This window comes from Shewanella sp. 10N.286.52.A9 (assembly GCF_041468985.1).
In the GTDB taxonomy this organism is placed as follows: domain Bacteria; phylum Pseudomonadota; class Gammaproteobacteria; order Enterobacterales; family Shewanellaceae; genus Shewanella; species Shewanella japonica.
Genome location: NZ_JBFRJQ010000011.1, coordinates 260,235 through 283,988 on the forward strand (window position 1 = coordinate 260,235; position 23,754 = coordinate 283,988).

At 40.4% G+C, this 23,754-nt stretch carries 22 protein-coding genes and 1 riboswitch; of the genes, 7 read left to right on the forward strand and 15 right to left on the reverse strand.

Annotated features, from left to right (window positions below):
* The first annotated feature begins 29 nt into the window (after positions 1–29).
* Entirely contained in the window at positions 30–1,262 is a 1,233-nt protein-coding gene (gene queG / locus AB4128_RS10785; RefSeq protein WP_372037639.1) for a tRNA epoxyqueuosine(34) reductase QueG, read from the forward strand.
* A gap of 127 nt (positions 1,263–1,389) precedes the next feature.
* On the opposite strand, the gene AB4128_RS10790 is transcribed toward queG, so the two are convergent.
* Complete coding sequence (locus AB4128_RS10790; protein ID WP_055026266.1) at positions 1,390–1,599, reverse strand: dodecin; 210 nt, start codon at positions 1,597–1,599, stop codon at positions 1,390–1,392.
* 447 nt (positions 1,600–2,046) lie between these two features.
* Here AB4128_RS10790 and AB4128_RS10795 point away from each other — a divergent pair, with 447 nt between their 5' ends.
* Positions 2,047–2,958 (forward strand): LysR family transcriptional regulator, encoded by a 912-nt coding sequence (locus AB4128_RS10795; RefSeq protein ID WP_065108741.1) that lies wholly within the window; start codon positions 2,047–2,049, stop codon positions 2,956–2,958.
* Positions 2,959–3,060: 102 nt separating this feature from the next.
* On the opposite strand, the gene AB4128_RS10800 is transcribed toward AB4128_RS10795, so the two are convergent.
* The 6 genes from AB4128_RS10800 to AB4128_RS10825 form a co-directional block, all read right to left on the reverse strand.
* Entirely contained in the window at positions 3,061–3,816 is a 756-nt protein-coding gene (locus AB4128_RS10800; RefSeq protein ID WP_055026268.1) for an HDOD domain-containing protein, read from the reverse strand.
* Between the two features lie 182 nt (positions 3,817–3,998).
* Positions 3,999–5,996, reverse strand: coding sequence for a TonB-dependent receptor (locus AB4128_RS10805; protein WP_282166299.1), 1,998 nt, complete (start codon positions 5,994–5,996; stop codon positions 3,999–4,001).
* 142 nt (positions 5,997–6,138) lie between these two features.
* Positions 6,139–6,375, reverse strand: a riboswitch (cobalamin riboswitch).
* A gap of 189 nt (positions 6,376–6,564) precedes the next feature.
* Positions 6,565–7,221, reverse strand: coding sequence for a hypothetical protein (locus AB4128_RS10810; protein WP_372037640.1), 657 nt, complete (start codon positions 7,219–7,221; stop codon positions 6,565–6,567).
* Between the two features lie 121 nt (positions 7,222–7,342).
* Positions 7,343–7,648, reverse strand: coding sequence for a DUF3622 domain-containing protein (locus tag AB4128_RS10815; protein ID WP_119968390.1), 306 nt, complete (start codon positions 7,646–7,648; stop codon positions 7,343–7,345).
* Between the two features lie 86 nt (positions 7,649–7,734).
* A complete protein-coding gene (locus AB4128_RS10820; RefSeq protein ID WP_372037641.1) occupies positions 7,735–9,663 on the reverse strand; it encodes a U32 family peptidase in 1,929 nt (642 codons plus the stop codon).
* A 141-nt stretch (positions 9,664–9,804) separates the two neighbouring features.
* Positions 9,805–10,371: a phosphoribosyltransferase gene (locus tag AB4128_RS10825; protein WP_055026273.1), complete on the reverse strand. Its 567-nt coding sequence runs from the start codon at positions 10,369–10,371 to the stop codon at positions 9,805–9,807.
* A 256-nt stretch (positions 10,372–10,627) separates the two neighbouring features.
* Here AB4128_RS10825 and AB4128_RS10830 point away from each other — a divergent pair, with 256 nt between their 5' ends.
* Both AB4128_RS10830 and AB4128_RS10835 read left to right on the forward strand, forming a co-directional pair.
* Positions 10,628–11,275, forward strand: a complete 648-nt coding sequence (locus tag AB4128_RS10830; RefSeq protein ID WP_372037642.1) for a DNA-J related domain-containing protein — start codon at positions 10,628–10,630, stop codon at positions 11,273–11,275.
* Positions 11,276–11,464: 189 nt separating this feature from the next.
* Entirely contained in the window at positions 11,465–12,211 is a 747-nt protein-coding gene (locus tag AB4128_RS10835) for a thiol:disulfide interchange protein DsbA/DsbL (protein ID WP_372037643.1), read from the forward strand.
* 162 nt (positions 12,212–12,373) lie between these two features.
* On the opposite strand, the gene AB4128_RS10840 is transcribed toward AB4128_RS10835, so the two are convergent.
* The 5 genes from AB4128_RS10840 to AB4128_RS10860 form a co-directional block, all read right to left on the reverse strand.
* The gene (locus tag AB4128_RS10840; protein ID WP_372037644.1) at positions 12,374–12,901 is read right to left on the reverse strand and encodes a cytochrome b/b6 domain-containing protein; all 528 of its coding nucleotides are present in this window, start codon (positions 12,899–12,901) and stop codon (positions 12,374–12,376) included.
* A gap of 109 nt (positions 12,902–13,010) precedes the next feature.
* Positions 13,011–13,532 (reverse strand): menaquinone-dependent protoporphyrinogen IX dehydrogenase, encoded by a 522-nt coding sequence (gene hemG, locus AB4128_RS10845; protein ID WP_055026475.1) that lies wholly within the window; start codon positions 13,530–13,532, stop codon positions 13,011–13,013.
* A 321-nt stretch (positions 13,533–13,853) separates the two neighbouring features.
* Complete coding sequence (locus AB4128_RS10850) at positions 13,854–15,446, reverse strand: di-heme oxidoredictase family protein (protein WP_372037661.1); 1,593 nt, start codon at positions 15,444–15,446, stop codon at positions 13,854–13,856.
* Positions 15,447–15,653: 207 nt separating this feature from the next.
* Positions 15,654–16,817 (reverse strand): imelysin family protein, encoded by a 1,164-nt coding sequence (locus AB4128_RS10855; protein WP_372037645.1) that lies wholly within the window; start codon positions 16,815–16,817, stop codon positions 15,654–15,656.
* 78 nt (positions 16,818–16,895) lie between these two features.
* Complete coding sequence (locus AB4128_RS10860) at positions 16,896–18,320, reverse strand: hypothetical protein (protein ID WP_372037646.1); 1,425 nt, start codon at positions 18,318–18,320, stop codon at positions 16,896–16,898.
* A 182-nt stretch (positions 18,321–18,502) separates the two neighbouring features.
* Here AB4128_RS10860 and AB4128_RS10865 point away from each other — a divergent pair, with 182 nt between their 5' ends.
* Together AB4128_RS10865 and AB4128_RS10870 are read left to right on the forward strand one after the other, a co-directional pair.
* Positions 18,503–19,699 carry an MFS transporter gene (locus AB4128_RS10865; protein ID WP_372037647.1) on the forward strand — a complete coding sequence of 399 codons (1,197 nt, stop codon included), beginning with the start codon at positions 18,503–18,505 and terminating at the stop codon, positions 19,697–19,699.
* Positions 19,700–19,740: 41 nt separating this feature from the next.
* A complete protein-coding gene (locus AB4128_RS10870) occupies positions 19,741–20,574 on the forward strand; it encodes a TIGR03899 family protein (RefSeq protein WP_372037648.1) in 834 nt (277 codons plus the stop codon).
* A gap of 82 nt (positions 20,575–20,656) precedes the next feature.
* On the opposite strand, the gene AB4128_RS10875 is transcribed toward AB4128_RS10870, so the two are convergent.
* On the reverse strand, positions 20,657–21,325 hold the full coding sequence (locus AB4128_RS10875) for a hypothetical protein (RefSeq protein ID WP_055026479.1): 669 nt from the start codon (positions 21,323–21,325) through the stop codon (positions 20,657–20,659).
* Between the two features lie 496 nt (positions 21,326–21,821).
* Between AB4128_RS10875 and AB4128_RS10880 the strand changes: the two genes are divergently transcribed.
* The gene (locus tag AB4128_RS10880; RefSeq protein WP_055026480.1) at positions 21,822–22,244 is read left to right on the forward strand and encodes an organic hydroperoxide resistance protein; all 423 of its coding nucleotides are present in this window, start codon (positions 21,822–21,824) and stop codon (positions 22,242–22,244) included.
* A gap of 147 nt (positions 22,245–22,391) precedes the next feature.
* Here the strand turns inward: AB4128_RS10880 and AB4128_RS10885 are convergent, their stop codons facing one another.
* Together AB4128_RS10885 and AB4128_RS10890 are read right to left on the reverse strand one after the other, a co-directional pair.
* Complete coding sequence (locus AB4128_RS10885; RefSeq protein WP_372037649.1) at positions 22,392–22,916, reverse strand: DUF3087 domain-containing protein; 525 nt, start codon at positions 22,914–22,916, stop codon at positions 22,392–22,394.
* 87 nt (positions 22,917–23,003) lie between these two features.
* Positions 23,004–23,726, reverse strand: a complete 723-nt coding sequence (locus tag AB4128_RS10890) for a rhomboid family intramembrane serine protease (RefSeq protein ID WP_372037651.1) — start codon at positions 23,724–23,726, stop codon at positions 23,004–23,006.
* Positions 23,727–23,754 lie beyond the last annotated feature (28 nt).

Consider the following 23,754-nt stretch of genomic DNA (forward strand, 5'->3'; position numbering starts at 1 on the left):
ATCACAGTTGCAAAGCGTGTTTATGTCATATGTCTAATCTACCTTCGGCTACGAACACTCAGCCTGTTCCAGATCCCCAAGCCACCAGCATACCGCCAGTGTTAAGCCGTGCCCTCACCACACAAGAATCAACCAGCCTTGCGCGGTTAATTAAAGCATGGGCTATCGAGTTAGGGTTTGCTCAATTAGGCATAACAGACACAGATTTAGCAGAACAAGAACCTAAACTACAACACTGGCTAGACCAAGGTTACCATGGTGAAATGAGCTATATGGCCAACCACGGAATGATGCGGGCAAGGCCCCATGAATTGCACCCAGGTACCGTTCGAGTATTGAGTGCTAGAATGGATTACCTTCCTCCACAGGCCGGATTTGCAACCAATCTTGCTAACCCAAATCTAGGTTATATTTCTCGCTACGCTGGCGGTCGTGACTATCACAAACTCATTCGAAAACAGCTGAAAAAACTTGGCGATAAAATTGTCGCTCATTGCCAAACACTTGGTGTTACAGGAGTCGACTTTCGACCTTTTGTCGACTCAGCACCTATCCTTGAGCGCCCACTCGCAGAAAAAGCAGGTTTAGGCTGGACCGGTAAGCATTCATTGTTGTTACATCCTGAAGCGGGCAGTTGGTTTTTTTTAGGTGAAGTGCTCACTAATGTGCCATTACCCATTGATATTCCAATAGAGCAAAGCTGCAATACCTGTGTTGCCTGTATTAAATCATGTCCAACCAATGCCATTTTGGACAATAATGTTGTTGATGGTAGTCGCTGTATCTCTTATTTAACCATCGAGCTTCAAGGCGCTATTCCGCTTGAGTTCCGTAAGGCCATCGGCAATCGCATTTATGGCTGCGATGACTGCCAACTAGTGTGCCCTATTAACGCAAGAGCACCGCTGACAGAACAAAGCGACTTTCACATTCGCCAGCAATTAATACAACCGGATTTATTAACTCTATTTTCTTGGAGCGAAAAGCAGTTTTTATCACTTACTGAAGGTAGCCCAATACGTCGTATAGGCCACAAAAATTGGTTACGTAATATCGCTATTGCCATAGGCAACGCACCTTTTAGTGAGAATATTATTCGCGCACTTAATGCTAAAAAGCAGTCTGAAGAAGTTGATGAAATGGTCATTGAACACATTGAATGGGCACTTCAAGAGCAGCAACAAAACCATGAAAACGCGGTTAACCGTAAAACACAGCGAGTGGTGAGAAGTATCGAAAAAGGCTTACCAAGAGATGCATAGTCACCATTAATAATGGCGCAATATCATCACTGAAATGCATAGCCTCATTAAAGATGAGTAAACAAAATCAGCGACAAATGAGTATAAGATTACCATCCACATTTGCGCTGATTACAGATAAAAACCATTAACTTTGATCTAAGGTAAAGCCCACCTTAATTGTCACTTGCCAATGAGCAATTAACCCTTCTTCTAAATGCCCTCTTGTCTCTACGACCTGAAACCAACGCATATGCTTGATAGATTTATTCGCTGCAGCTATCGCATTTTTAATCGCATCATCTGAGCTAATGGGAGAAGATCCCGTTAATTCAATCAGTTTGTATGTATGGCTCATTATCACTCCGTTACTTAAATAAGAAGATTTATTCAGTATAGGTAATCTATTAAAGTCTGCTTAATTTCAGCATTATCAATGCTACTTCACTCAGCTTAATCAGCATTTGTCACCTACGACATTAGCTTCATAGAACTGTCCAAATTGCTCCCCCTATACAATTCAACCGTCAACAAGCTCAACCATCTGGGTGATGAAATTCATATCAAATGTTATTCAGTGCTCATCTCTTACTCAAAACGGCAAATTATTAAACATTGTAGGGACTTATAAACATTAATCTTGTAATTCTCATATCAAAAACGCCATTTAATTAACAAAAAACACACATTTCTGTAAATTAATTACACAGGCGTCTGGACGTCTAGAAGTTTATTGTGATAGTCTGTCATTAAGCAATCGAATTGATTTCACCCGTAAGTTGAGCAAAATTCATGTGAGGATAATATGATAGAGCTGAGACATCTTCGTACTTTGATGGCACTAAAAGAGAGTGGTAGCCTTGCTGGTGCTGCCAAAAAACGGTTCGTTACCCAATCAGCGCTATCACACCAAATTAAAGAATTGGAAACCCGTATTAATTCAGCCATCTTTATCCGTAAAAGTAAGCCATTATCGTTTACCCAAGAAGGGGCAAGATTACTGAACCTTGCCGAAGAAATTTTACCTAAAGTGATGGTCACCGAATCTGATTTGAAAAAAGGTTTAGATGCAGAATCTCAGTCATTAAAATTGGGGATTGAATGCCACAGTTGTTTTCGTTGGTTAATGCCTGTCACTGAAGCATTTAAGCAATTAGCACCTGATGGTCGTATCGATTTGTCGAGCCGTCACTTATTTGATTCTTTAAATGCTTTAGAGCTGGGCGAACTCGATATTGTGCTCACCTCAGATCCTGTGCCAGGACATGCATTAGCGTACCAACACTTATTTGATTTTGAGGTTAAATTGGTTGTTGCTAACGATAATCCATTAGCAAAAGAAACGTTTATTAAACCTGAACAACTGGCTAAACAAACCCTAATTTCATACCCTGTACCGCTGCAACGCTTAGATATTTATAAGCACTTTTTGGAGCCTGCTGGTGTTGAAGCGGGTGAGCAAAAACAATGTGATTTAACCGCAATGCTGTTACAACGAGTTGCATGCAATGACGGTATTGCCGCATTACCAAGTTGGTCAATTAACGAAAGCCATGGGCTAAACCTATCCTCTGTGAGACTGGGAGCAGAAGGCCTTAAACGGCCATTATTTGCGGCTTACCGTCGTAATGCCGCTAACACCAACTTGATTCAAAAGTGGTTGACCTTAGTTGCTGCTGAAGGGTTAAAGTTGCAAAGGTTAGCTCAACAACACTAAAGCAAGAAAGTGTTAGAGACACCATAAAAAATGCCACTGATTCAGTGGCATTTTTGTTATTTAATATTTGATATTTAAAAACCAGTGGATGAATGAGTTACATCACGAATCGATATCAGATAGTGGATTTATCAAAACATTACGTTTCGCTAAAACATGCCTTAACACCATGCCTGCAGAGTTCGCGTTATCTGTCTGCTTGATATTATGAGCAATCATAAACTCATTACGTAAATCATCATCAAGCCCTAATGCTTCAAATGCTTCTATAGACAGACTTTGTTGTTGAGTATCAATGAGGGTTTTAATCACTTGTAGTGAGATAGCTTTTTCTGATGCGGCATTTAAAAACGCAAATGCACTCAAGGTTATCACCTGACCAAAAACGCTGAATAAGGCTAAGGTTTGTACTTCATCAGCATCAATATCAATCGGTTGATCGCTTTCTTCAATATCACGTAGATGCTGCACCGCATCGACGGCGATACTTTCAGTTAACGCCCAATAGCCTTTGACCAATTTACTGTATGGTTCTTTAAGCTCATCAAGACGTTCTTTTAAATAAAATGAAAACGCGTAACGATAAATATTCACTTGACCTAAACGGATAAGTGCATCTTTAATGCTGCGATTTTTAGTCGAAATAATACCACCAGCTTGAGCCGTATTACTGCGCCATAATAAGTGTGCAGCTAACGCAGGATCGCTAGAAACGATATCAATTAACACACGGATATCAGCTTCATTAATGAGGGCTTTCTTCAAAGGGATCAAAATACCGCGACGACCAATCACTTGTTCTTCGTTACCGATAATAGCTTTGACTTGAGTTAACACTTGTTGCTCAAGATAGGTCATATTGTACTGCTTCCCTTTCACATTTTTATATTTCTCTAACGAGATTTATCCACATAAGCAGCATAAAGGTCAAGTAATTAATCCTTAATCAAACAAAAAGCCGACAAGCGAGTTGTCGGCTTTAATTTTTCTAGTGTTTTATCCTGTTTGGATTTTTTCCACCGTTTAAAAAACAATCACTTCTAAAAACGGTATCCAGCAGTCAAACGTACAGAGCGGCCATTCCCTGAATAATAACCATTACCCCATGCAGAGTAATAGCCAGCGCTGACGTACTCTTCATCAAATAAATTATCCGCACGCAAACTTGCAGACCAATTATCACGAGTGTAGTTCAGTGCAAGGTTAGCTAACACATAGCTGTCTAATTTAGGGTCAACATTGGCATTATCACCTTCGATATAACGCTCACCGGTGTAAATGCCTTCAGCAAACACTTGCCACTCACTTGCAATGTCATAACTGACATAAGCACGTGCATTATGTTCAGCAACCCAAGACAAAGCCTTACCTTCATTTTCACCTTCAGTGAACTCAGCATCAATGTAATCATATGATGCACCTAATAACCAATCTTCTGATAATTGAACATCGAAGCTGGTGTTAACCCCAAAACGGCGAGATGCATCCGCATTAACGTTTGCACCGCCACCTTGTGGGCCATCTGTGCGCCCAGCGTCATAAACAATTTCATCTTCTAAATCGAGTACATAAGCGTTTAATTTGAAGGTGTATAAGCTTTCTGTCCAATCCCATCCTGCTTCATATGAACGACCAGTTTGTGGGTCCAACCCTATTGTGGTTACTGGTGTGTAAGCCTGCTCATCAACTTTAGCAAAACGAAAGTTATCATTAGCACGAATATAAAAGCGATGTTCGATACTTGGACGATAATTTAAACCTAACTCAAATGCATGGGCGTCATTATCAAGCTCGACACCGTTTGGATATAAAGTTTGATCGGTTAAATCATCAGTCACTTCACTATAGCGGCCACCCACGACGTAAGATAATGTACTTGTTAATGGCACCGAGGCTTGAACGTAAACGCTTGCCATTTTTTGTTCATTGTTTCTTTGAGTGTAAGCCAGATCAAAATCAGCTTCACCAACGCTTAAATCAATACCAGCGACAATGTCTAAATCACCTTGCTCTAACTGGTAATTACCCGTCGCTTTAGGTGAAAAGCTAAATAAGTTACGCTCGATTCGCCCAGCACTCCCCCATAAAAAGTTAGTTGTTAAGGTATCTGAATAATTTATATCAGCGGCTAAAGCCCACTCATTAGTTAATTGATACTCATAACCACTTCGCAGTGCTGTGGTCATTTCATGGGTGTAGTCATCATCTGTGAATGGTGCTGCTTGACTAGGATCATCTTCAAATTGCGCTAAGGTTAAAGCACCTGGTGCTTGACGATTATCGTCATAGTAGCTGGCTTCTACAAAAAACTGCTGTTTATCAGACTGATACTGTAAACGTCCTAAAATAGAGCCCGTTTCACTCTCGTTATTATCACGATAGTTATCGCTTTGGTTGTAGCTACCCGCTAAGTAATAACGCCATGCATCATTGATTTGGCCAGAAATATCACCTTTAGCTTCATAGGTATCAAAACTACCAGCGCTTAGCTCAAGACCACCACCTGTTCCGCTAGGAGCTTTAGTGATAATATTAATGACACCACCCACGGCTTGATCACCGTATACGACACCAGCACTACCATATAGCACTTCGACACGCTCAACTTGGTTTAACGCTACCGCATTCAAACTAGGCGCTGAAATATCGATATTATTTAAACGGCGACCATCAATCAAAATAAGAGTGTTACTGGCAGCTTGCGATGCAGTAAAACCACGCATAGCAAAGGTCGTACCTGAATTATTATCAGACACTTGAATACCCGCTTGGCTGCGTAGTAAGTCAGTTAAGCTTACAGCGCCGCTCATCTCAATGTCTGCGGGACCAATGACGTGCACGTTAGCAGCAATATTCAGTGGGTTAGCTTCACTTCGACCTATGACCACAATGGTTTCTGTTTCTGCATTGATAGCAGCAGGCTCAGTAGTTGATGGTGTATTAGTCGTTTCAGCATTAGCAGTTGAAACAAAACTTGCAGCAGAAACACTTAATATCAGGCTCAGTGCAGTGGCGATTTTAGTTGGATTTGTACCCATTTACCTTTAACTCCTAAAAGGAAAAATGGGGCATATTTGCCGCAGCATAGGTGCTAGCAATTTGAATGAAATCAAGTTCAATTGACACTCAATGATTCACTCATGGCTAGTAAGGCTACATTTCGAGATCTGCCCACCGAAATCTCAAAATCATTTTTTGGGCCGGTCTCCGGACTCAGGATAAAGTCACCATTGTGACTCACGAAGCTGAATTTTAAACGTTATAGACTTGTCAGTTCTCCAACAAGCCTATTTAACGCACTCAGTTCTCACCATTACCGTTGCGGGGGCAGTACCAGGTTTTCACTGGTTTCCCGATTATCCCGATTCTATTCATTGAATGAAATAGAGGCTGGGCACCACAAAAAATTGACGATAAATTTGAATTGTTTACACGACTGTTCATCAGTTACATATAACAACTGATTACATTATAACGTGTTAATGTTACTTTTTGATATAAAGAATGATGATCTATCATATTATTCAACTGCTAGCGAAATAAGTTGAATAATATGATTAGAGAAACGGCTTACAGGTTTGCGACAAGCATTTGTGGTGAGGCGCGTTAACGGGAGAACTTTACCGTAAGCATATTCGAAATAAAGTCACGGTGGTTTGAGGCATTGAGTGGCGGGTTAGACTGACTAAATACACTTCCTCGCATTGACTTATGCATTAAATATAAATCGTCAGTGTCTTTAATCACGGCGTAATAACCAATTTCACCCTGCTGCTTACGTGACGTTGCGCCGCCATATAAGTTTTTCATCGCCGTGCAACCAATAATGCCATGATATGCTTCTTTACCGCCGATTTGAGTCATCCCCAACTGGTTATAAACCACTTCTCCTTGGCAACTTTGTTGGTAGGTATCAGCAAAATTATCTAAAAACTGGGCGCTTTCGATATTGTCAGCTAACCCTTCAAAACCTTGAATACAAAATAAGTCAGACCAATCACTAAGAGACTCTCCAGCAGGAACAAACTCCGCTTTATACATGGTGCCACGCTCAGCATTGAAAGCCATTTTCCAGCCAGTGGGTAACACAAAAGAGACTTTATTTGAAAAAATTGACAGTTCTTTCTTAGTTGAACTGCCCTCTGAATCGAGGTTTGCAGTAATAGTATTAAGAAATGGTTGTGGCTCTTTGGCCATTACATTAAATGAAGGGCTGAATGATAACAGCCCCCCAATTATTATTAGGGTAGCGCAAGCTTTCATACCGAAATCATCCTTGGTATTGGTGCTGAAAGGTGAAGTTTAGTTAATTTTTAATAAAATACAGCAAACTATGTCACCAAAATGTTGTATTACTGTATTATTTTAACTACTAATCTTCAAGCTAATCCTCTGAATCAATTAGATTCAATTCATTTTCATCGTCAATAAGTGCTTCTGCAGCAATCGCGTCTGCAATTGATTTTGCTTTAATTTTCTTTTCTGTTTTGCGTTTGTTGCGCTCAGCCTGTGTGGCCATAAAGCCTGTCAGTTCTTTTTGGCCCCATGCAGTCGCTTCTTCTTCAGTTGCAAAGCCATCATGACTTTTAGATACAACAGTCTTGGTTGCACTCATACGACGGGTGATTTCTGCTTTAAAGGTATCACCAACGGCTAACACACGAAAATCGTACTTCTTACTTTTGCTCATTACTCGGTTTTCCTAGCTGATTACAGCTTAAATATGTCGCGTTACACGCGAATATGCTCAACTTGGCATTGCTGCCAATACGTAGTTTATTGTTTCACTAACTGGTTTGAACCAACAATCATCATTTCACATTTCTGACAGTCGAAAACCAGCTTTAATCTATCTTTTCCGATATCTAACACCATAGGATCAGCCTTAATACCCTCGACTTCCTTAGGGCATAAATTAAAGCTATATCGTAAACAGTGCTTAGTGACCATTAATGGCGCATCGGTTAACACTTGGTTCTTTTCATAGGTGTCTTCAATTTGAATCACACCGTGCTGCTGATAAAACTCTCGAGATTTATCGTTAGCGACATTTGATAGAAAGCTCAAATACTTCTGTGGGAAGCGCGCTTCTTTGTCGTGCTCGCCTCGAAGAGGTCGTTGATACCCATTAATACGCTTCTCATCTAAAGCCGCAATAGCGTCACGACGTAGTCCATTAATTACCGATGCTGGTAAAAACCATCTGTTGGCACAGTTCACTTGTAACTGCCCTAATACATAATCACTATTACCTAGCTTTCCTAATTGAGTTCGAAGGCTGGCATCGGCTTTTGCATAGTCTTTTGCTAGCTCTTTTGCCCACTCAAGCTCGGTAGTAGCGTAATGACCGTGGTTATCGTTAATGGTCAATGCAATGCCGCTATCGGTATCATTGAGTACCATATTCACTCGTATTTTTCTGGTGGCTGAATCTTTAGATAACAACGCATCAAATTGATGATCAAAGTTTCTAAATAACTCAACACCCACTTTCAAATCTTTACTAACATCAGTTAAAAACAGGGTATTACCATCAGCACGATTAACGCGCAGCCCTTTGGTCTTGTTATCAGAAAGACGCTGTTTTTGGTAACCGTCGATGAAAAAACATAAACCGTCACCATTATTAAATTCGATGGTTTTACCCGCTTTAGCACTATCAACTTTAATAAAGTCACGGCCAACACCAACAATTGTGCCGACCTTTTCACCTATGTATTTAGGCGAGCTAAAATGTTCAATCAACGCGGTGCGCTGATTAATAAAGTAATCCGTTTTACCACGGTTAAAGCTCTTTTCAGGATCAGGAGTAAACGTAAATTCACTGCGGCCATGGGACATCGACTCTAGATCACTACGACGATCAATGATCGCATCTAACTGTTGACGATAATGAGCCGTAACATTCTTAAGGTAACTAATATCTTTAAGACGACCTTCAATTTTAAATGAAGTCACCCCAGCATCAATTAATGCTTCGAGGTTTTCTGTCTGGTTATTATCTTTAAGTGATAATAAATGCTCATTTTCAGCTAATACTTCACCATCACGGGTCGACAAGTCACAAGGAAGGCGGCACATTTGCGAACACTCACCGCGGTTAGCACTGCGATTTGAAAACGCATGACTGATGTTACATAAACCGCTGTAACTTACACATAATGCGCCATGGACAAAATATTCCAATTTAAGCTTGGTGTTGTCAGCAATTTGCTTAATTTGCGGCAAGTTTAACTCGCGGGCTAATACCACTTGCGAGAATCCCACCTGCTCTAAAAATACTGCTTTTTCAGGGGTGCGATTATCCATTTGGGTACTGGCATGCATTGCAATCGGTGGTAAATCTAACTGCAATAATCCCATATCTTGGATAATCAGTGCATCGACACCCGCTTCATATAATTCCCAAATTAAACTTTGAGCTTGCTCAATTTCGTCATCCATTAAAATCGTATTTAATGCGACAAATACTTGCGCATGATAGCGATGAGCAAAATCAGCTAATCGAGCAATATCTTCAACACTGTTACCGGCATTATGACGAGCGCCAAATGCTGGCCCACCAATGTAAACTGCATCTGCACCATGACGAATGGCTTCAATACCATAGTCTGCGTTTTTAGCAGGCGCGAGTAACTCTAACTGTTTCTTTTCAGTAGACTTAGTTACAGGTGGTGTCGGCGAAAATATCTCTACAGAACTCATAATCGATGTTTATCTTTTTCTAGGTAATAAAAAATGCATCAAGATAGTAGCTAAACACGGACTAAAACCACGTGTATGTCACTATCATTGACGCACTGTTCAGTTTGCTAGTTTAGCAAAAAATAACCAGTTTCGTTGCTTTTACTTAAACAAATGCTGAATATTCTTAAAATCACTTTTCCCTTCAGCGATTTCTTGTGGATTTAACCCAGACACTTCATGAGGGAAAACCAACCATTCTTCAGACTCATGGATGAAATAATCAGGTTTTAAGTCAACAGCGGTATTTTTGGGTTTGTAGTAAGGGCAAGCTACTCGAATATCTGTTGGGATATTCTTGCGCATAAACTTTTGCAGTTTATCAATTAACGCATCCACACTACGGCCTGAATCAAAAACATCATCAACAATCAATAAACCGTCTTCTGCATTGGCATTTTCAATAATGTAATGTAAGCCATGCACTTTTATTTTTTTGCTTTGCTTATCAGTTCCAATACCATAATAAGAAGACGTTCGTACTGCGATGTGGTCAGTTTCAACATTTTTGAAATCGTAAAACTCTTGTACTGCAATACCAATAGGTGCACCACCACGCCAAATACCAACAATAAATTGCGGTCTAAAACCACTATCGTATACTTGCGCCGCAAGCTTAAAAGAGTCTTCAAGTAACTGCTGCGCACTGATGTAATGTTTATCTGTCATTGGATTGGGCCCCTATCGTTTTTATTGCGGCGAATTTTATACCAAGGATAGCTGCTTGTCTTTGAGCAATGTGACGAAACGTCATATTTGTTACTGAAACTAGACATATTTCAGCAATTATTTAAACCAATCCACCCAAATTGGCGCTATTTTCATGGCTCAAGCATAAGCTCATTTTGAATATTTTTTCACCATTGACTCACTGTGCATCTGTGGCATAGTAAATTAACTGCCCATTCATAGTGAAATAGCCCCTATGCTTGCTGAACACAATGCTAAGCCAGAGTCATTTTCATCACATGAGTCATTATCTCTTAAAAGTGATAACCCATTAATTTGGCCTCTACTCACTTTACTTCAAGGCCAACATCAAAGCTGGAAGGTGCACCATCTTGCCAGTGCGTTACAAGCCAAAGGCTTGATGCATGATCTTGATCCTTTGCCTGAGAAGGATTTATTCAAACGCAACTTTTTATTGATGAATGCATTGTTTGAATTACAAAGCATGCTGTTACCTAAGCAGTGGCTTCAGGTTCAAGCAATGGATATAAAAATATGTCGTGTATTGCCCCATGACATTGTCCACCAGCAACAACATGATGAAGCGTTAAAAAACTATTACCTTGATTGGCAACATTACGACACTTGTGCCAATGTCGTAAAAGAAATGCTCGAGTCTTTTTGGTCAAGTTACCATGAGTATATTGGGGCTAATCAACAGCTCATGCACGACTCTCATGCTTTACGGATTTTTGAGTTAAACGAAACCGCAACCGACAAAGATATTCGTAAACAGTGGCGAAAGTTAGCCTTAAAACTCCACCCTGATCGCCCAGATGGAGATGCTGAGCAGTTTCGGCAAGTTTGTGAAGCATGGCAAACTTTACGCTCAAAAGCGGGATAACACCGCGTTTTACGCCTATTTATTTTTATAGAAAGCCGTACCACATCACATATTTAACTCTGAAATAAATCATCGTTTAGGTCATAATTCTTGTTAAGATTAAGGCAATTAAGTTTTGGCTTAATTAAGACTATTTTAAGATTTTTCACGACTACCAGCGGGTAACGTGACACTTTTATTGAGGCTGAAATGATTAAGATTAAACCTATAGCATTTACTATGGCACTTGCGGCATTCACAATCGCCTTAACCGGCTGTGGCAAACCTGCTGAAGTAACGAATGAAAAAGCGGTTGAAGTCACGACTGAAGCAGTGGCTGAAAAAGTTGCTGAGATTCCATCTAAGTTTGTTGAAGGACAGCATTACACTAAAATTTCTGATGCACCAGCTTCAAGCGAGCCTAAAATTTCTGAGTTCTTCTCTTTTTATTGCCATAACTGTTACAACATGGAAAGTAAGTACCTGCCAGAAATTAAAAGCAACTTGAATAAAGGCATCAGCTTCGAAACTAAGCACGTTGACTTTATGAACAGCGACATTGGTACAGAAGTCATGCGCTCATTAGCTGTTATCCATGAAGTGGGTAATGCAGCTGTGCTTAATACTGCCATGTTCCAAGCGATTCAAGGTGAAGGTGGTCATCACGATCATAGCGCACCAGGCCACACACATGATGAGCCAGAAATTAATAACCGTGATGACATCAAAAAAGTTTTTGCCGCTCATGGTATTGATGGTGCAACTTACGACAAAATCGCAGACAGTGATGCCACCAATAAAAAGTTATCACTATGGCGTCAACAGCAAGTGATGTTCCAAGTACAAAGCGTTCCAACTTTCATCGTCAATGATAAATACGCTATCAACATGAATGAAATGCGCACCCTTGGTGACCTAATTGATGTGATGAATTACTTAGCATTAGAAAAGAAGTAATCACCATCGCCAATCGATAACGCAACTCACTCAATTGCTGTTAATCGGACAACAAAAAGCCCAATCATTTGATTGGGCTTTTTACTATCTAAAATGAGTTTATCAATCGTTACTTACCGCCAGTTTTGATTTCCATAACACTGAGATAACGTCAAACCGCCCTCAAGAATTTCTTACCATATCAATAATATGAAATGCTGCAAAAATGATATGGATAACTAAAAAGCCAACAAAACCTTGAGCAAACATGATGTGATATTTTCGCCACATTAACGCATCGCTCGACCCTTGATAAACAAACCATGCGATGCCTGTAATACTGACCAGCGCCATCAACACTAAGCCTATTCCTTCAACGATACTAAAAATCCCTTTGCCGCCTGAACTGGGTAACCTTTCCTGCGGTATTTGCTTTATTTCTTGAACGAGTTGACCAAAATCCAATGTTAGCCACGGAAAAAACTGTCGCCAATGCCCATTTAACAGGTTCTTCAATAAAAACAATAATCCGAATATGGCAGCAACCAAGCCAAGGTATACATGTAAGCTATCCCAAATACTGGCTTTCGCACGTAAACGACTGCCAATCAATATCCATGGGCTCGTTACCACTAAAAAGATACTCAAGGCCACGACGATAACATGCAGTTTATCTGCAATGGTGCGGCACCATCTACTCACTTGATTCATAACTATCCTCAGTATGTCTTTAGCCAAAAGCACGGATTATCTATTGCTATAAAATTGCTTTAGCGACTAAAAATAAAGCCAACATTCGATATGTTGGCTTTAAATGATGTTAAGCAGACAGGATTCTTTCGACATAATTGTCGACTTTAGCCCAATCTGTGTATTCCACCTTTGTGTGCGGGTCGGTTGGCCCTTTGGTGATCCACATAATAAAGCGAATAATATTACGATCCATCGGCCCATAGTATTGATAGTCAAGGTTACCACCAAACACTTCTAGTTCTTTAGGCTGCCATTCACTTTGTTTTAGAAATGCCTGCATATACATATTGGTTTCAGGCGTATTTTTACCTGGCTTTCTCGCCACTAAGCTAACTGAAAAGAAACCATTGGGCTTGGTATCAAGTAATGCTTTATTTGCAGCAACATACTGATAGAGCTCAGGGCGGTGCTTACCATGGCGAATACTTGCGCCAATAAAGACTTTATCAAAAGCCGATAAATCAGGTTTATCTTGCAGTGCTGATAAAGTCACAGTTTCACCTGCAGCCTCAAGCTTTTCTTGCATATAATCACATATCTTACGGGTCTGGCCGTGGACTGTTGAATAAACGATTAAAATATTGCTCACGTTAACCTCTAAGATAAACAAAGAACGAGTTTAAAGATGGGGATAGAATTAACACGTTTCCCCTGCTGTTCGATACGTTAGTTACAGAATCAAAAATGTCTTTTAATAGACTAACTGCATTTAAAGACTAGCTTAATTGAATCTCGAATAAATTTACATGAATCAGATCACGACATATTAGCAATAGCAGCTAATTAAATGATGATTTTTTGTCTCGCTCACAAAAAAGTGGCCATATCTGACGATATGCCCACTTATACATTTTGAAAATCAGCAATTTACAAATACGACATCACGCTTATCTTAATAATAACTTGCCGACTAAAGTGACATTAAGAATGACACTAACTGATCACGCTCAGTTTTGCTCAATGCCATGAATGCCTCTTGACTGTTTTGTGCTTCACCACCATGCCATAAAATGGCTTCTTCAACTGTCGCTGCACGGCCATCGTGCAAAAATCCAGCTTGCGGATTAACGGTTTGAGTTAACCCTAAGCCCCATAACGGGCGAGTACGCCATTCATTACCATTAGCCAAAAAGTCAGGGCGCCCATCAGCTAAGTCATCACCCATATCGTGCAATAACATATCTGTGAAAGGATAAATCACTTGGCCCTTTAATGAATCAATGATGTCACTGCCACCAATATCACCGCTAGTTTTAGTGGTAAAACTTGGAGTATGGCAACCACTACAGTTAATTGATGCAAATAAACGGGCACCTTCACGTACATCAGAGTCATCAACATTACGTCTGGCTGGTACAGCTAAGGTTTCAGCATAAAAAACCACTGCATCACTAAACGCTTGGTCAACTTCAGGCTCACCATTTTCATCTTCACCGGTATCAACAAAACCTGTTCGGGTTAAATAGGAGTCGTGAAGGCTAGTACCTGCCACACTTTCATCAGGAAATAACGGGTTAGTAATGCCAATATCACCACGTAATGCTCCTAAAGATTGCACTCTTACACTTGGCGTATTGGCTTTCCAACCAAAACGACCTAGAGAGACAGGGTTGTCATCTCCGTTGCGATCTTTAATCGCATCAAAAACCCAATTCGGACGACCTGAAATACCATCGCCGTTGCTATCATCGGCATCCGCTAGTGCTAGAATGGCAGCTTCAGGTATCGCTTCCAATAAGCCTAAACCAAATACTGGCATGCCATTACGCCAACCCATTAACACATCATCTTGAAGTAAATTTGAGGTAATGTTGGTGCTTTGTTTTGTCTCACTAGGTGCGTCATATGGATTTTCGACTTCAAAAATCGGCTTTTTAAGTTCAACACTGGTACCATCGTCATAAGTCACTGTTGTACGCTCGTATGACAAGTAAACGTCAGCTTGGCCACCAAAGGCATTTTCTTGCCAATCTGCTCGCGCCTTTAGCACGCCGCGATGGAACAATTGGCCACCAAAATCAGGCACAGGGATTGGAGCACAATAATTATTTGCAGCATTGCCTTGGGTACATTCAACATCTGCAGCTTTACTGATCCGCAAGAATATTCCCGCATCAGACCCTAGCTTGACCCGGGTTTGATCTGCTGACAGGAAAGGCGTTGAGTTACGTCCATCACGTTGATGACACGAGTTACAGTCGGCATTATTGAAAACAGGGCCTAGACCATCTAATTCTGGATGCTCTATATTTGGTGCTGTGGTAAATGAAATTTCAAAGTTAGCATCACCTTCAAGGTGCAGTGCTAAATCGCCCTCTGATAAATTAGGTGCAGGTGTCGAAAAACCATGCCCAGAATTACCGGCATCATAGGTCGTTGTATCGCCACCACTTGCGGTAATATCGGTAAAGTCAGGATAGGTGACAACAGGTGGCTCTGGCGTCGGTGTTGGCTGCTCATCACCACTGCCACCACATGCTGATAATAGTAAGATGCTAACCATGGATGTCAGCACAATGTTGTTATGTTGATTGGGGAATTTTTGAAACTTGTTCATCTTGCACACTCTTAAATCAATAACACTGCAAAAGGCTTAAACAACACAATTTGGGACTTGCCTTGCTCTAACGGCTGGCTTATTAGTCAAAAGCTTAAATCGCTCTGCCCTTATCAAATTTAGAGCAAAGCGATTGCTTATCCGTTATGTGGCTTACTGAGGGTTCCACTCAGATAAAAGTGGGATAACATCTGACTCTAATGAGGTTTGTAAAGTAGTAAGTGCTGTTACTGCTGTTTCAACACGAGTACGACCTGCTTCATCAAGAATAGCTTGACGGAAAGGCATATCGTCGTTGCCTGCAATAGCTTGAATTTTCAAGATAGCATCATCAATTTCGCTAGAAATACGTGCTGAAAGCGTGCTGTCAGCTGCGGCAACAAAATCAATAATCCCTTGCTTGTCGGCAGAGCCTGTAAACTCGCCATGATATACATTGCGCACACCTTGAATGTTGTCAGCAAAGTCAGTTAATGAATTCCAAGAGTATTGAGACTCAACTTTTGAAGTGTCAGCGTTTGCAAGTGAATCACCGAAAGGATCCGCAATTTTACCGTTACCGACTTCATCAACAATACCAATCATGCCGTTGATCAACTCTTCAATGACAGCAAGTTCAGAAGAGTAAACTGTGTTGTTATCACTGCCTGGTGAAGTTAATAAATCAGCATATGGTAATGCGTTCGCATCTTGCGGGTTATGAGAAATCTGCCAAGCATCATCAAGTTGTTTTGCATAATCTCTAAACACTTCAGCAAGTGCAATGACATATTCACGTTCAGCCGTCGTTAAATCACTGATAGACTTATTGTTATCAGCGACACCATCGCCAAACAATAGGTATTCCATGGTATGGAAACCCTGTACATCATCATTCCAGCTTTTAATTGTTTCAGCGTCAAAGCCTGTATTGTTATCTAGCTGAGTCTGTAAATCAGTAGTATTTAGTGGCCAGCTATCCAAATGCGGATCGATACTCAATGAATCAACAGGACCAAAGATGTGAGATTCACCTTGTTCCCACGGCTTACGTGCCGCTTTCCACGCCTCTTGGGCAGCGGTTAAATCTGCTTGTGATGTGGAATTTACTAGTGCTTGGGTCGCCAATAACAATGCATCACCCTGTGCCGCTAAATCAGCATAACCCGCTACAATGACGTCATTCGTTAAGTTTGTGACCATCTCAGTTGCAGCAAAGCTAAACCCAGTTTCAGGTACTACCGGATCTGGGGTAGATGAATCATCAGAACCAGAACCACCACAAGCGGTTAATGTACCCATTAAGGTTAGTGCAATCGCTGTATACTTAAAATTCATGTAAAACTCCATTTCAATCAATAATTTTGGCTGATTCATTTCAGCACTTTCATTTAAAAAAACATGTTAATGCACTGGTTATAGCGAGAACTGGTAACCCACACCAAGTGCAAAAAAGTTAGTATCAGGAATACTGGCTACGGCCACTTGCTGAAGGCCGCCTTCTGCTTTAATGACAATTTCAGGAATTGGGAAGTAGTTAACTCCGATACTGCTCCAGGTATTTTCATAACGCTTAGTCGCAGTACCACTTTCCACTTCCATTAGTGGATTTGAATAATCTATATTGGCAAATACAGTCATAGGAATAGCTAAGTAGTCATCAAGCTTAAAGCCTGCTTCAATAAAGAAAGATTGCGATTTAGAGCCCAATTGCGCGAAGTTACCAGGCTGTAAACCTGGAGTGGTTTTATTCGCTAATGTAATTGCATCAGAGTCACTTAAAGTACCGTACATGTATTGACCACGTAGCACCCAAGGCCCCTCAACAAATGCAGCAGCAGCTGTCACTATGCTCAGCGTTCCGTCAACATTGAGCTTATTGCTTTTATTTCGATTGCCTGAGGTATTGCCGTAATAGTAAGACACGCCAATAGCACTACCAGTTTTAAAGTTGCCGTAATCGATACGCCCAGCAAATGCTAAGTCGTCAGCGTTGACATGTTCAAACCGGGTTTGATGTCCTGATGCAACCCAATCATAGGTTCGAAAGTATTCAGAGTTTAAGCCGCTAACAATCTGGGCTTGATAATGAAAATCAGAGACTTCACCGTAAACACCAATACCATTCTCGTTCCACACGGCCGGGATCATGGCAGCTTCACTTTTGTGACGGAGTACAGTGAGGTATTGGTTTGGCTTGTGTAAGGTGCTCGTTAGGCCGATTGGCAAGTGAATATTACCGAACTTAACGCCAAAGGCTTCACTAGGGCGATATCGAATTTCCGCTTTTTCAACGACAACTTCGCCGCCTGCTTCTATTTCAGATTCAAATTCACCAAATTCATCAAAACCATCATATTCCAGCGCAGCGCCAGTTCCGCCATGCTCATATTCAATTTCAACTTCCATGCTCCATTGCTCAGTAAACTGATAACCAAATTCAGTAACGATGCGCTCTAAGTCGAAACGGTTTCTTCTTTCTGGCGTGGTATCTTGTACATTGTCAAAATACTCATCACTCGTGAAATTCGCTGACCCATAAGATTTGAATGAAAACTGACTGAAACGGTCCTCTGCTGCGGCAACGTTCGTAACAACATCAGAGACTGCTTTTTGCTGTTGATGCTGAGTGACTTCAATTTGCTTTTGAGATTCTGCTTGCTGGGCTTGTTCCTTTGCTATGGTTTGCAATTGTTGCTTGAGCTGAGCGATTTCAGCTTCTTGCTTGGCAATCGCTTTAGCTAAATCTTCTGCTGATATCGCAGCATATGTACTTGCAGAAGTGCCTAAACCAATCACACTGGCTATTGATACTGCCAACAGCGTTAACTTTTTGCTCATCTCATTCCCCACAATATTGCACAACCTTCGTTAATGTGGCGACACAATATATTAAACGAGAATTATTTTCATTATAATTTACATTTATCTTTGCAACTTTATTTACAACGCATTTACACTTAGCGTAAAAATGTAATCTGTGTAACCATACAAGCACGATATCAAGTTCAGGAAACCTCCCTATGTCAGTCGCCTCCAGTAAGCATCCTCAACAACTTTTATTGTGGATGACTTTCGTTATGTCGATGGTTTTTGCAGTATGGCAGGCGCTGCTAAATAATTTTGTCATTGAAAAGGCGGCATTCACTGGCGCAGAAATCGGCATACTACAAAGTTTGCGAGAGGTGCCTGGTTTTTTAGCTTTTACAGCGATATTCGTTTTGTTGCTGATCCGTGAGCAATCATTTGCCTTGGTTTCATTAGCCGTGTTATCCATCGGCATTGCTATTACCGGCTTTTTCCCGAGCGTTTTAGGCTTATATTTAACGACGGTGTTAATGTCGGTGGGATTTCATTACTTTGAAACCATCAACCAATCTCTTACATTGCAATGGGTGGATAAAAAAGATACTGCCGGCTTTTTAGGTAAGGCGTTGGCATGGCGCTCTGCTGCCGCTTTAATAGGTTATGGCAGTATCTGGATTGTGATGACATGGCTGAAATTAGATTATGTATGGATGTACGCCATTATTGGCGGACTAGGGCTAACTGCCGTGCTGGTAATGAGTATCTATTACCCTCGTTTTGATATCGCCGAACCACAACATAAAAAACTCATTTTCCGCAAACGTTACTGGCTTTACTATGCCCTTACCTTCTTGTCTGGAGCCCGTCGTCAAATCTTTATGGTTTTTGCTGGATTTATGATGGTAGAAAAGTTTGGCTATTCGGTTTCGCAAATTACGGCACTCTTTTTAATTAACTATGTGGTGAACCTAGTTTTCGCCCCTGCTATTGGTCGCTTAATTGGCAAAATAGGTGAACGGAATGCGTTAGTTATTGAGTATGTTGGATTAATTATTGTCTTCGCAAGTTATGCTGTCGTTGAGCAAGCTCAATTGGCTGCAGCACTGTATGTAATTGATCACCTGTTATTTGCAATGGCAATAGCAATGAAAACCTATTTTCAAAAAATTGCCGATCCAAAAGACATTGCGGCTAGTATGTCGGTTAGCTTTACCATCAATCACATTGCAGCTGTGATTATCCCTGCATTATTAGGCATACTATGGTTAAGCTCGCCACAGTGGGTATTTATGATAGGCGTATTATTCGCACTGTGTTCCTTGATATTATCGTTAAATATTCCAGCCCATCCCCAGGCTGGAAATGAAACGAATTGGGGTAAATCAACTACTCTTACAACGAGTGAGAGATAATTATCACCCGCTTATTCACCGTTGAAGTATGAGAAAACGTTATGACAGAAAGTCACCCCCAACAAACTAACAAAGACCAAAAAGCGAGTGTGTCTGCACGAAAAAAAGCATTATTGCTCGGAAAAATTCTCGGATTAGCCAGCGAAGATGATTATCGCCCTTCTCAGGCATCGATTACAGAACGTGCCCAATTTAGATTACAAAAACAGCAAGTTCAGCATCAGCTCAACCTTGAAACCATCTTTGCTTTAGCCCTCAACTATACTCCATCTGATGTTACAGGCGAGGACTTAGATCCTGACTGGAGTTACCAGTTTTTCCAGATGGCAGAACAAATTCAATCTCGACGAATGCAAGATTTATGGGCCAGAATTTTAGCCAGCGAAATTGTAAAACCTGGAAAATTTAGCCTAAGAACCCTTGCCACTCTCAAGAACTTGACCCAACGAGAAGCACAAATACTTGAAAAAGCATTAGGCATGTCTGTAAAAATGAATGCAGAAACTCGATATAAGCTATTAAGTGGTTATCGCATCAGTGGTGGTTTACAGCAGTATTTTAGGAAAACATCACAGGTGAATATTGGCTTATCTAAATACGGTTTACCTTACTCAAGTATTTTAACTCTCATGGATGCTGGCATACTGCATAACAGTGAATTCGAAACCGGCCTGCTTGATAAAAATTCCGATATTTTACTGTCGATGACCGAGCAGCAATTCAAAATTAGTCCAAAAAATAATAATTCACTCTTTAGTTACTATCGCTTCACCCCTGTGGGCGATGAGCTTAGTCTATTGGTTCAGGCCAATGTAGAGAACGAATATGTGAGAGCGTTGAAAGAAACGTTAAAGGCAGGGTTTAGCGTAAAGTAAACTCTAGAATAAATTGGTTTTGGCCTGAGTGAGCGAGTATACAAGCATGACATGCGATAACCGCTCAGAAAGCTTAGGCTAATTAGGTTTCACTTTTCAGTGATAGTAATGACTTCTCAGCTCCTTCGATATCTGTCTTATCCGAATCAACCACTCGCTCATATAAGTTAGAGTGCTGAGCTTTATGCATAGAGAATAGAAATTGCCTTAATGTTTCTCTAGATTCATCACTGACAACAATTGTCGCTGCTATAACGCCATTTTCAGAGCGTACAACTTGATATTCAATGTCAAAACTAATGTCTTTGGTTAAAATTAACTTAGCCTGACGAGCCTCTTCAGTATCATCTATATTTGGAGCATATAACGTCAGCCCGGTGCTTGAAAGAGACAACACATCGATGGCGAGATTAGTATCAAAATCAATGATCCTGACATTATCAAGTTCGTTCATTCGCCAGCTTCTGTCAGCGCCTCGCGTATCAACCACCTCAGGTATCCCCAGCTTAGGGACAAACTGTCCAAGTTCATCCATGGCAATATTTAAAGGGAACCATAATCGGTAATGGCTAATTTCAGCCAATAAAGTCAGTTGAGTCTTACCTAGCAAACTAGCTAAAGTTGCAGGTATTTCAGTTGTCACAGAAACGGTTTCATTAGGGCCTTCTGGCACTTTCTTAACGGCAGAAGGTGTTTTAGCGAATAACTCACTAAAACAAGCTAACTCTTCTTTGGTTAAGGTGCTGTCCATTATCACTCCTTGAAACTGTATTTGTTATAATTTGTAACAATTCTATCATGTGAAATCTTAGCGTACAATTCATAGCCAACTTTCTTGGCATAAATCCTAATAAAAATAATAGGTTCTACTGCATTCAACATCGCTCAACAAGCTGTGTAACGACACGTTTTATGAAGGATACGCTTTAAAGTTTCACTCAAATTTTTCAGTGCACACTTTACGAGTTTCACATCGTTCAACTTGGCAATTGCAACCCATAAACTTGGTACGAATGAGCGGCAACTTTAGTTCAAAACAGTTATCCCAATTCAAGTCTTAGATAAATTCAAGCAAGTAAAAACCGGCCCTATATATTCAATTCAAAATGAACAAAAAAGAATTTTGCGCAATTAGATTGCGCACAACTTACATTTACAGTATTGTATAATTCATTGAGTGAGTAGCTAAGATTAATCCAACTGAATCACTTAATTTAACGTTCATTATTTTTCAATTAGGAGTTTTCATGGATATCATTTATTCAGCATCAGCAACAACAACTGGCGGTCGTGATGGTCAATCAACATCATCGGACAATAAACTATCGGTAAAACTTAGCACACCTAAAGAACTAGGCGGCGCAGGCGGTGAAGGCACGAACCCAGAACAGCTTTTTGCAGCAGGCTATTCAGCATGTTTTATTGGAGCAATGAAATTTGTTGCAGGACAAGAAAAGATAAGACTTAGCCCAGATCTTAAAGTTCAAGCTACCGTCGGCATTGGGGCTAATACCGCTGGAGTCGGATTTGCCATCGATGTCAAACTACGCATTAGTTTACCTGAAATGGATAAAACTGCAGCTGAAGCATTAGTCGAAAAAGCACATCAAGTATGCCCTTACTCTAACGCTACCCGCGGTAACATCAATGTTGAGCTAGTTGTAGAGTAAATTGAATAAGTCAGTTATCATTTTGAGCTAGGCTATTTTCACCATTTGAAAATAGCCTAGTGATCGTAGAAGTTAGCTATAACTTATTGCACACTTAATTTAAGACTTGGTAAAAACTATGGTTCAAGTCTTTAAGTCCTCAACAATTTACACCTTATCCAATAAAGCAATATCAAAGTCATCGAGGCTAATCGACAAATTTAATTGGGCAATTTGTGATTCAACTTTTTGAATATTTTGATTAACAGCATCGAGGGTCAACGTATTATTATCTAATTCGTACACTTGCTTTTGAGTGTGGTAGTAAAACAATAATATGGTAATCGCATCAGGTTCATTTTTATCAGCCGCAGCGACAATTCTAGTCAACTTTCGATAGATTCGGTTATGTAGCTGTTTCATTTGCCATACCCAATAAATATCATGCATAAATGGTTTAGTTTTAATGATATTCATAATAAGGCTACAAAAGACGACAGCTAAGATGACCCCCATCAAATTTAAGTGAAAATTACCAGTAGACTCACTTCCCGCGACGGGCGTTTGCCCAAAAAAAGCGATTAAAATTGCACCAAAACCTAACGATAGTAAGGTTAAGCAACTCACCAACCCGATCAGTAATTTATTTAGCTGCTGCCGATATTCCTGCTTATTGATTGAGATTAACTTCATAATAATCCTAAACGTAAATGTCTAAAGCATTTTATCCCGAAAAATAACATTGCCCAAGAACTGACACACTCGACTTAATCAAGCATGTCATTGTTTTTGACGATACCGCACCACTAACATTATCACTAATGCGGTAATGGCTCCGCCAACATGGGCAAAATGAGCAATATTACCAACAGAATATTTAGTTAATCCAAAGAACAGGTCACCAGCAATAATGAGTGGAACAAACCATTTAGCACTAATCGGCACAGGTAAGAAAATCAGCGATAACTTAGCATCCGGATAACGCATCGCAAAGGCCACTAACACGCCATACATCGCACCAGATGCCCCAACAACAGGCGCATGGTAAATAGACATAAACTCAACCAGCCTATCCTTACCCAAGGCCTGTACTAAGTGACCATCAGCCATACCTTGCTGCAAAATGGTTTGAATATCATTTGTGCTGTAACCTAACGTTAAAATGTCATTGGTGATAGCGGAAAACTGATAGTAATTAGCGGCAGTATAAATCAATGCTGCCCCCAACCCTGTTACAAAATAAAAAGCTAAAAACCTTGGCGTCTTCCAAGTCTGTTCAAGTGGGGTACCAAATGACCACAGTGCGTACATATTAAATAGAATATGCGCCACACTGCCGTGCATGAACATATGGGTGACTAACTGCCATAGAGCAAACTTTTCATTCAATGGAAAATAAAGCGCTAAGGACTGCAAAGGTTCAAACTTTAACCATGTACTCGCAATAAAAATAAAGACATTAATTGCCATTAAGTAAATAATCGACTGATTTTTGGCTGGCATATTAAGTGACCTTATTGTTGATATTGTC

Coding starts and splice junctions, on each gene's coding strand:
- AB4128_RS10825 (WP_055026273.1), bottom strand. CDS start 10,371: ATGACAGATAAACATTACATCAGTGCGCAGCAGTTACTTGAAGACTCT.
- AB4128_RS10880 (WP_055026480.1), top strand. CDS start 21,822: ATGGATATCATTTATTCAGCATCAGCAACAACAACTGGCGGTCGTGAT.
- AB4128_RS10850 (WP_372037661.1), bottom strand. CDS start 15,446: ATGGTTAGCATCTTACTATTATCAGCATGTGGTGGCAGTGGTGATGAG.
- AB4128_RS10885 (WP_372037649.1), bottom strand. CDS start 22,916: ATGAAGTTAATCTCAATCAATAAGCAGGAATATCGGCAGCAGCTAAAT.
- AB4128_RS10870 (WP_372037648.1), top strand. CDS start 19,741: ATGACAGAAAGTCACCCCCAACAAACTAACAAAGACCAAAAAGCGAGT.
- AB4128_RS10840 (WP_372037644.1), bottom strand. CDS start 12,901: ATGAATCAAGTGAGTAGATGGTGCCGCACCATTGCAGATAAACTGCAT.
- queG (WP_372037639.1), top strand. CDS start 30: ATGTCTAATCTACCTTCGGCTACGAACACTCAGCCTGTTCCAGATCCC.
- AB4128_RS10795 (WP_065108741.1), top strand. CDS start 2,047: ATGATAGAGCTGAGACATCTTCGTACTTTGATGGCACTAAAAGAGAGT.
- AB4128_RS10875 (WP_055026479.1), bottom strand. CDS start 21,325: ATGGACAGCACCTTAACCAAAGAAGAGTTAGCTTGTTTTAGTGAGTTA.
- AB4128_RS10810 (WP_372037640.1), bottom strand. CDS start 7,221: ATGAAAGCTTGCGCTACCCTAATAATAATTGGGGGGCTGTTATCATTC.
- AB4128_RS10835 (WP_372037643.1), top strand. CDS start 11,465: ATGATTAAGATTAAACCTATAGCATTTACTATGGCACTTGCGGCATTC.
- AB4128_RS10830 (WP_372037642.1), top strand. CDS start 10,628: ATGCTTGCTGAACACAATGCTAAGCCAGAGTCATTTTCATCACATGAG.
- AB4128_RS10805 (WP_282166299.1), bottom strand. CDS start 5,996: ATGGGTACAAATCCAACTAAAATCGCCACTGCACTGAGCCTGATATTA.
- AB4128_RS10815 (WP_119968390.1), bottom strand. CDS start 7,648: ATGAGCAAAAGTAAGAAGTACGATTTTCGTGTGTTAGCCGTTGGTGAT.
- AB4128_RS10855 (WP_372037645.1), bottom strand. CDS start 16,817: ATGAATTTTAAGTATACAGCGATTGCACTAACCTTAATGGGTACATTA.
- AB4128_RS10890 (WP_372037651.1), bottom strand. CDS start 23,726: ATGCCAGCCAAAAATCAGTCGATTATTTACTTAATGGCAATTAATGTC.
- AB4128_RS10865 (WP_372037647.1), top strand. CDS start 18,503: ATGTCAGTCGCCTCCAGTAAGCATCCTCAACAACTTTTATTGTGGATG.
- AB4128_RS10820 (WP_372037641.1), bottom strand. CDS start 9,663: ATGAGTTCTGTAGAGATATTTTCGCCGACACCACCTGTAACTAAGTCT.
- AB4128_RS10800 (WP_055026268.1), bottom strand. CDS start 3,816: ATGACCTATCTTGAGCAACAAGTGTTAACTCAAGTCAAAGCTATTATC.
- AB4128_RS10790 (WP_055026266.1), bottom strand. CDS start 1,599: ATGAGCCATACATACAAACTGATTGAATTAACGGGATCTTCTCCCATT.
- AB4128_RS10860 (WP_372037646.1), bottom strand. CDS start 18,320: ATGAGCAAAAAGTTAACGCTGTTGGCAGTATCAATAGCCAGTGTGATT.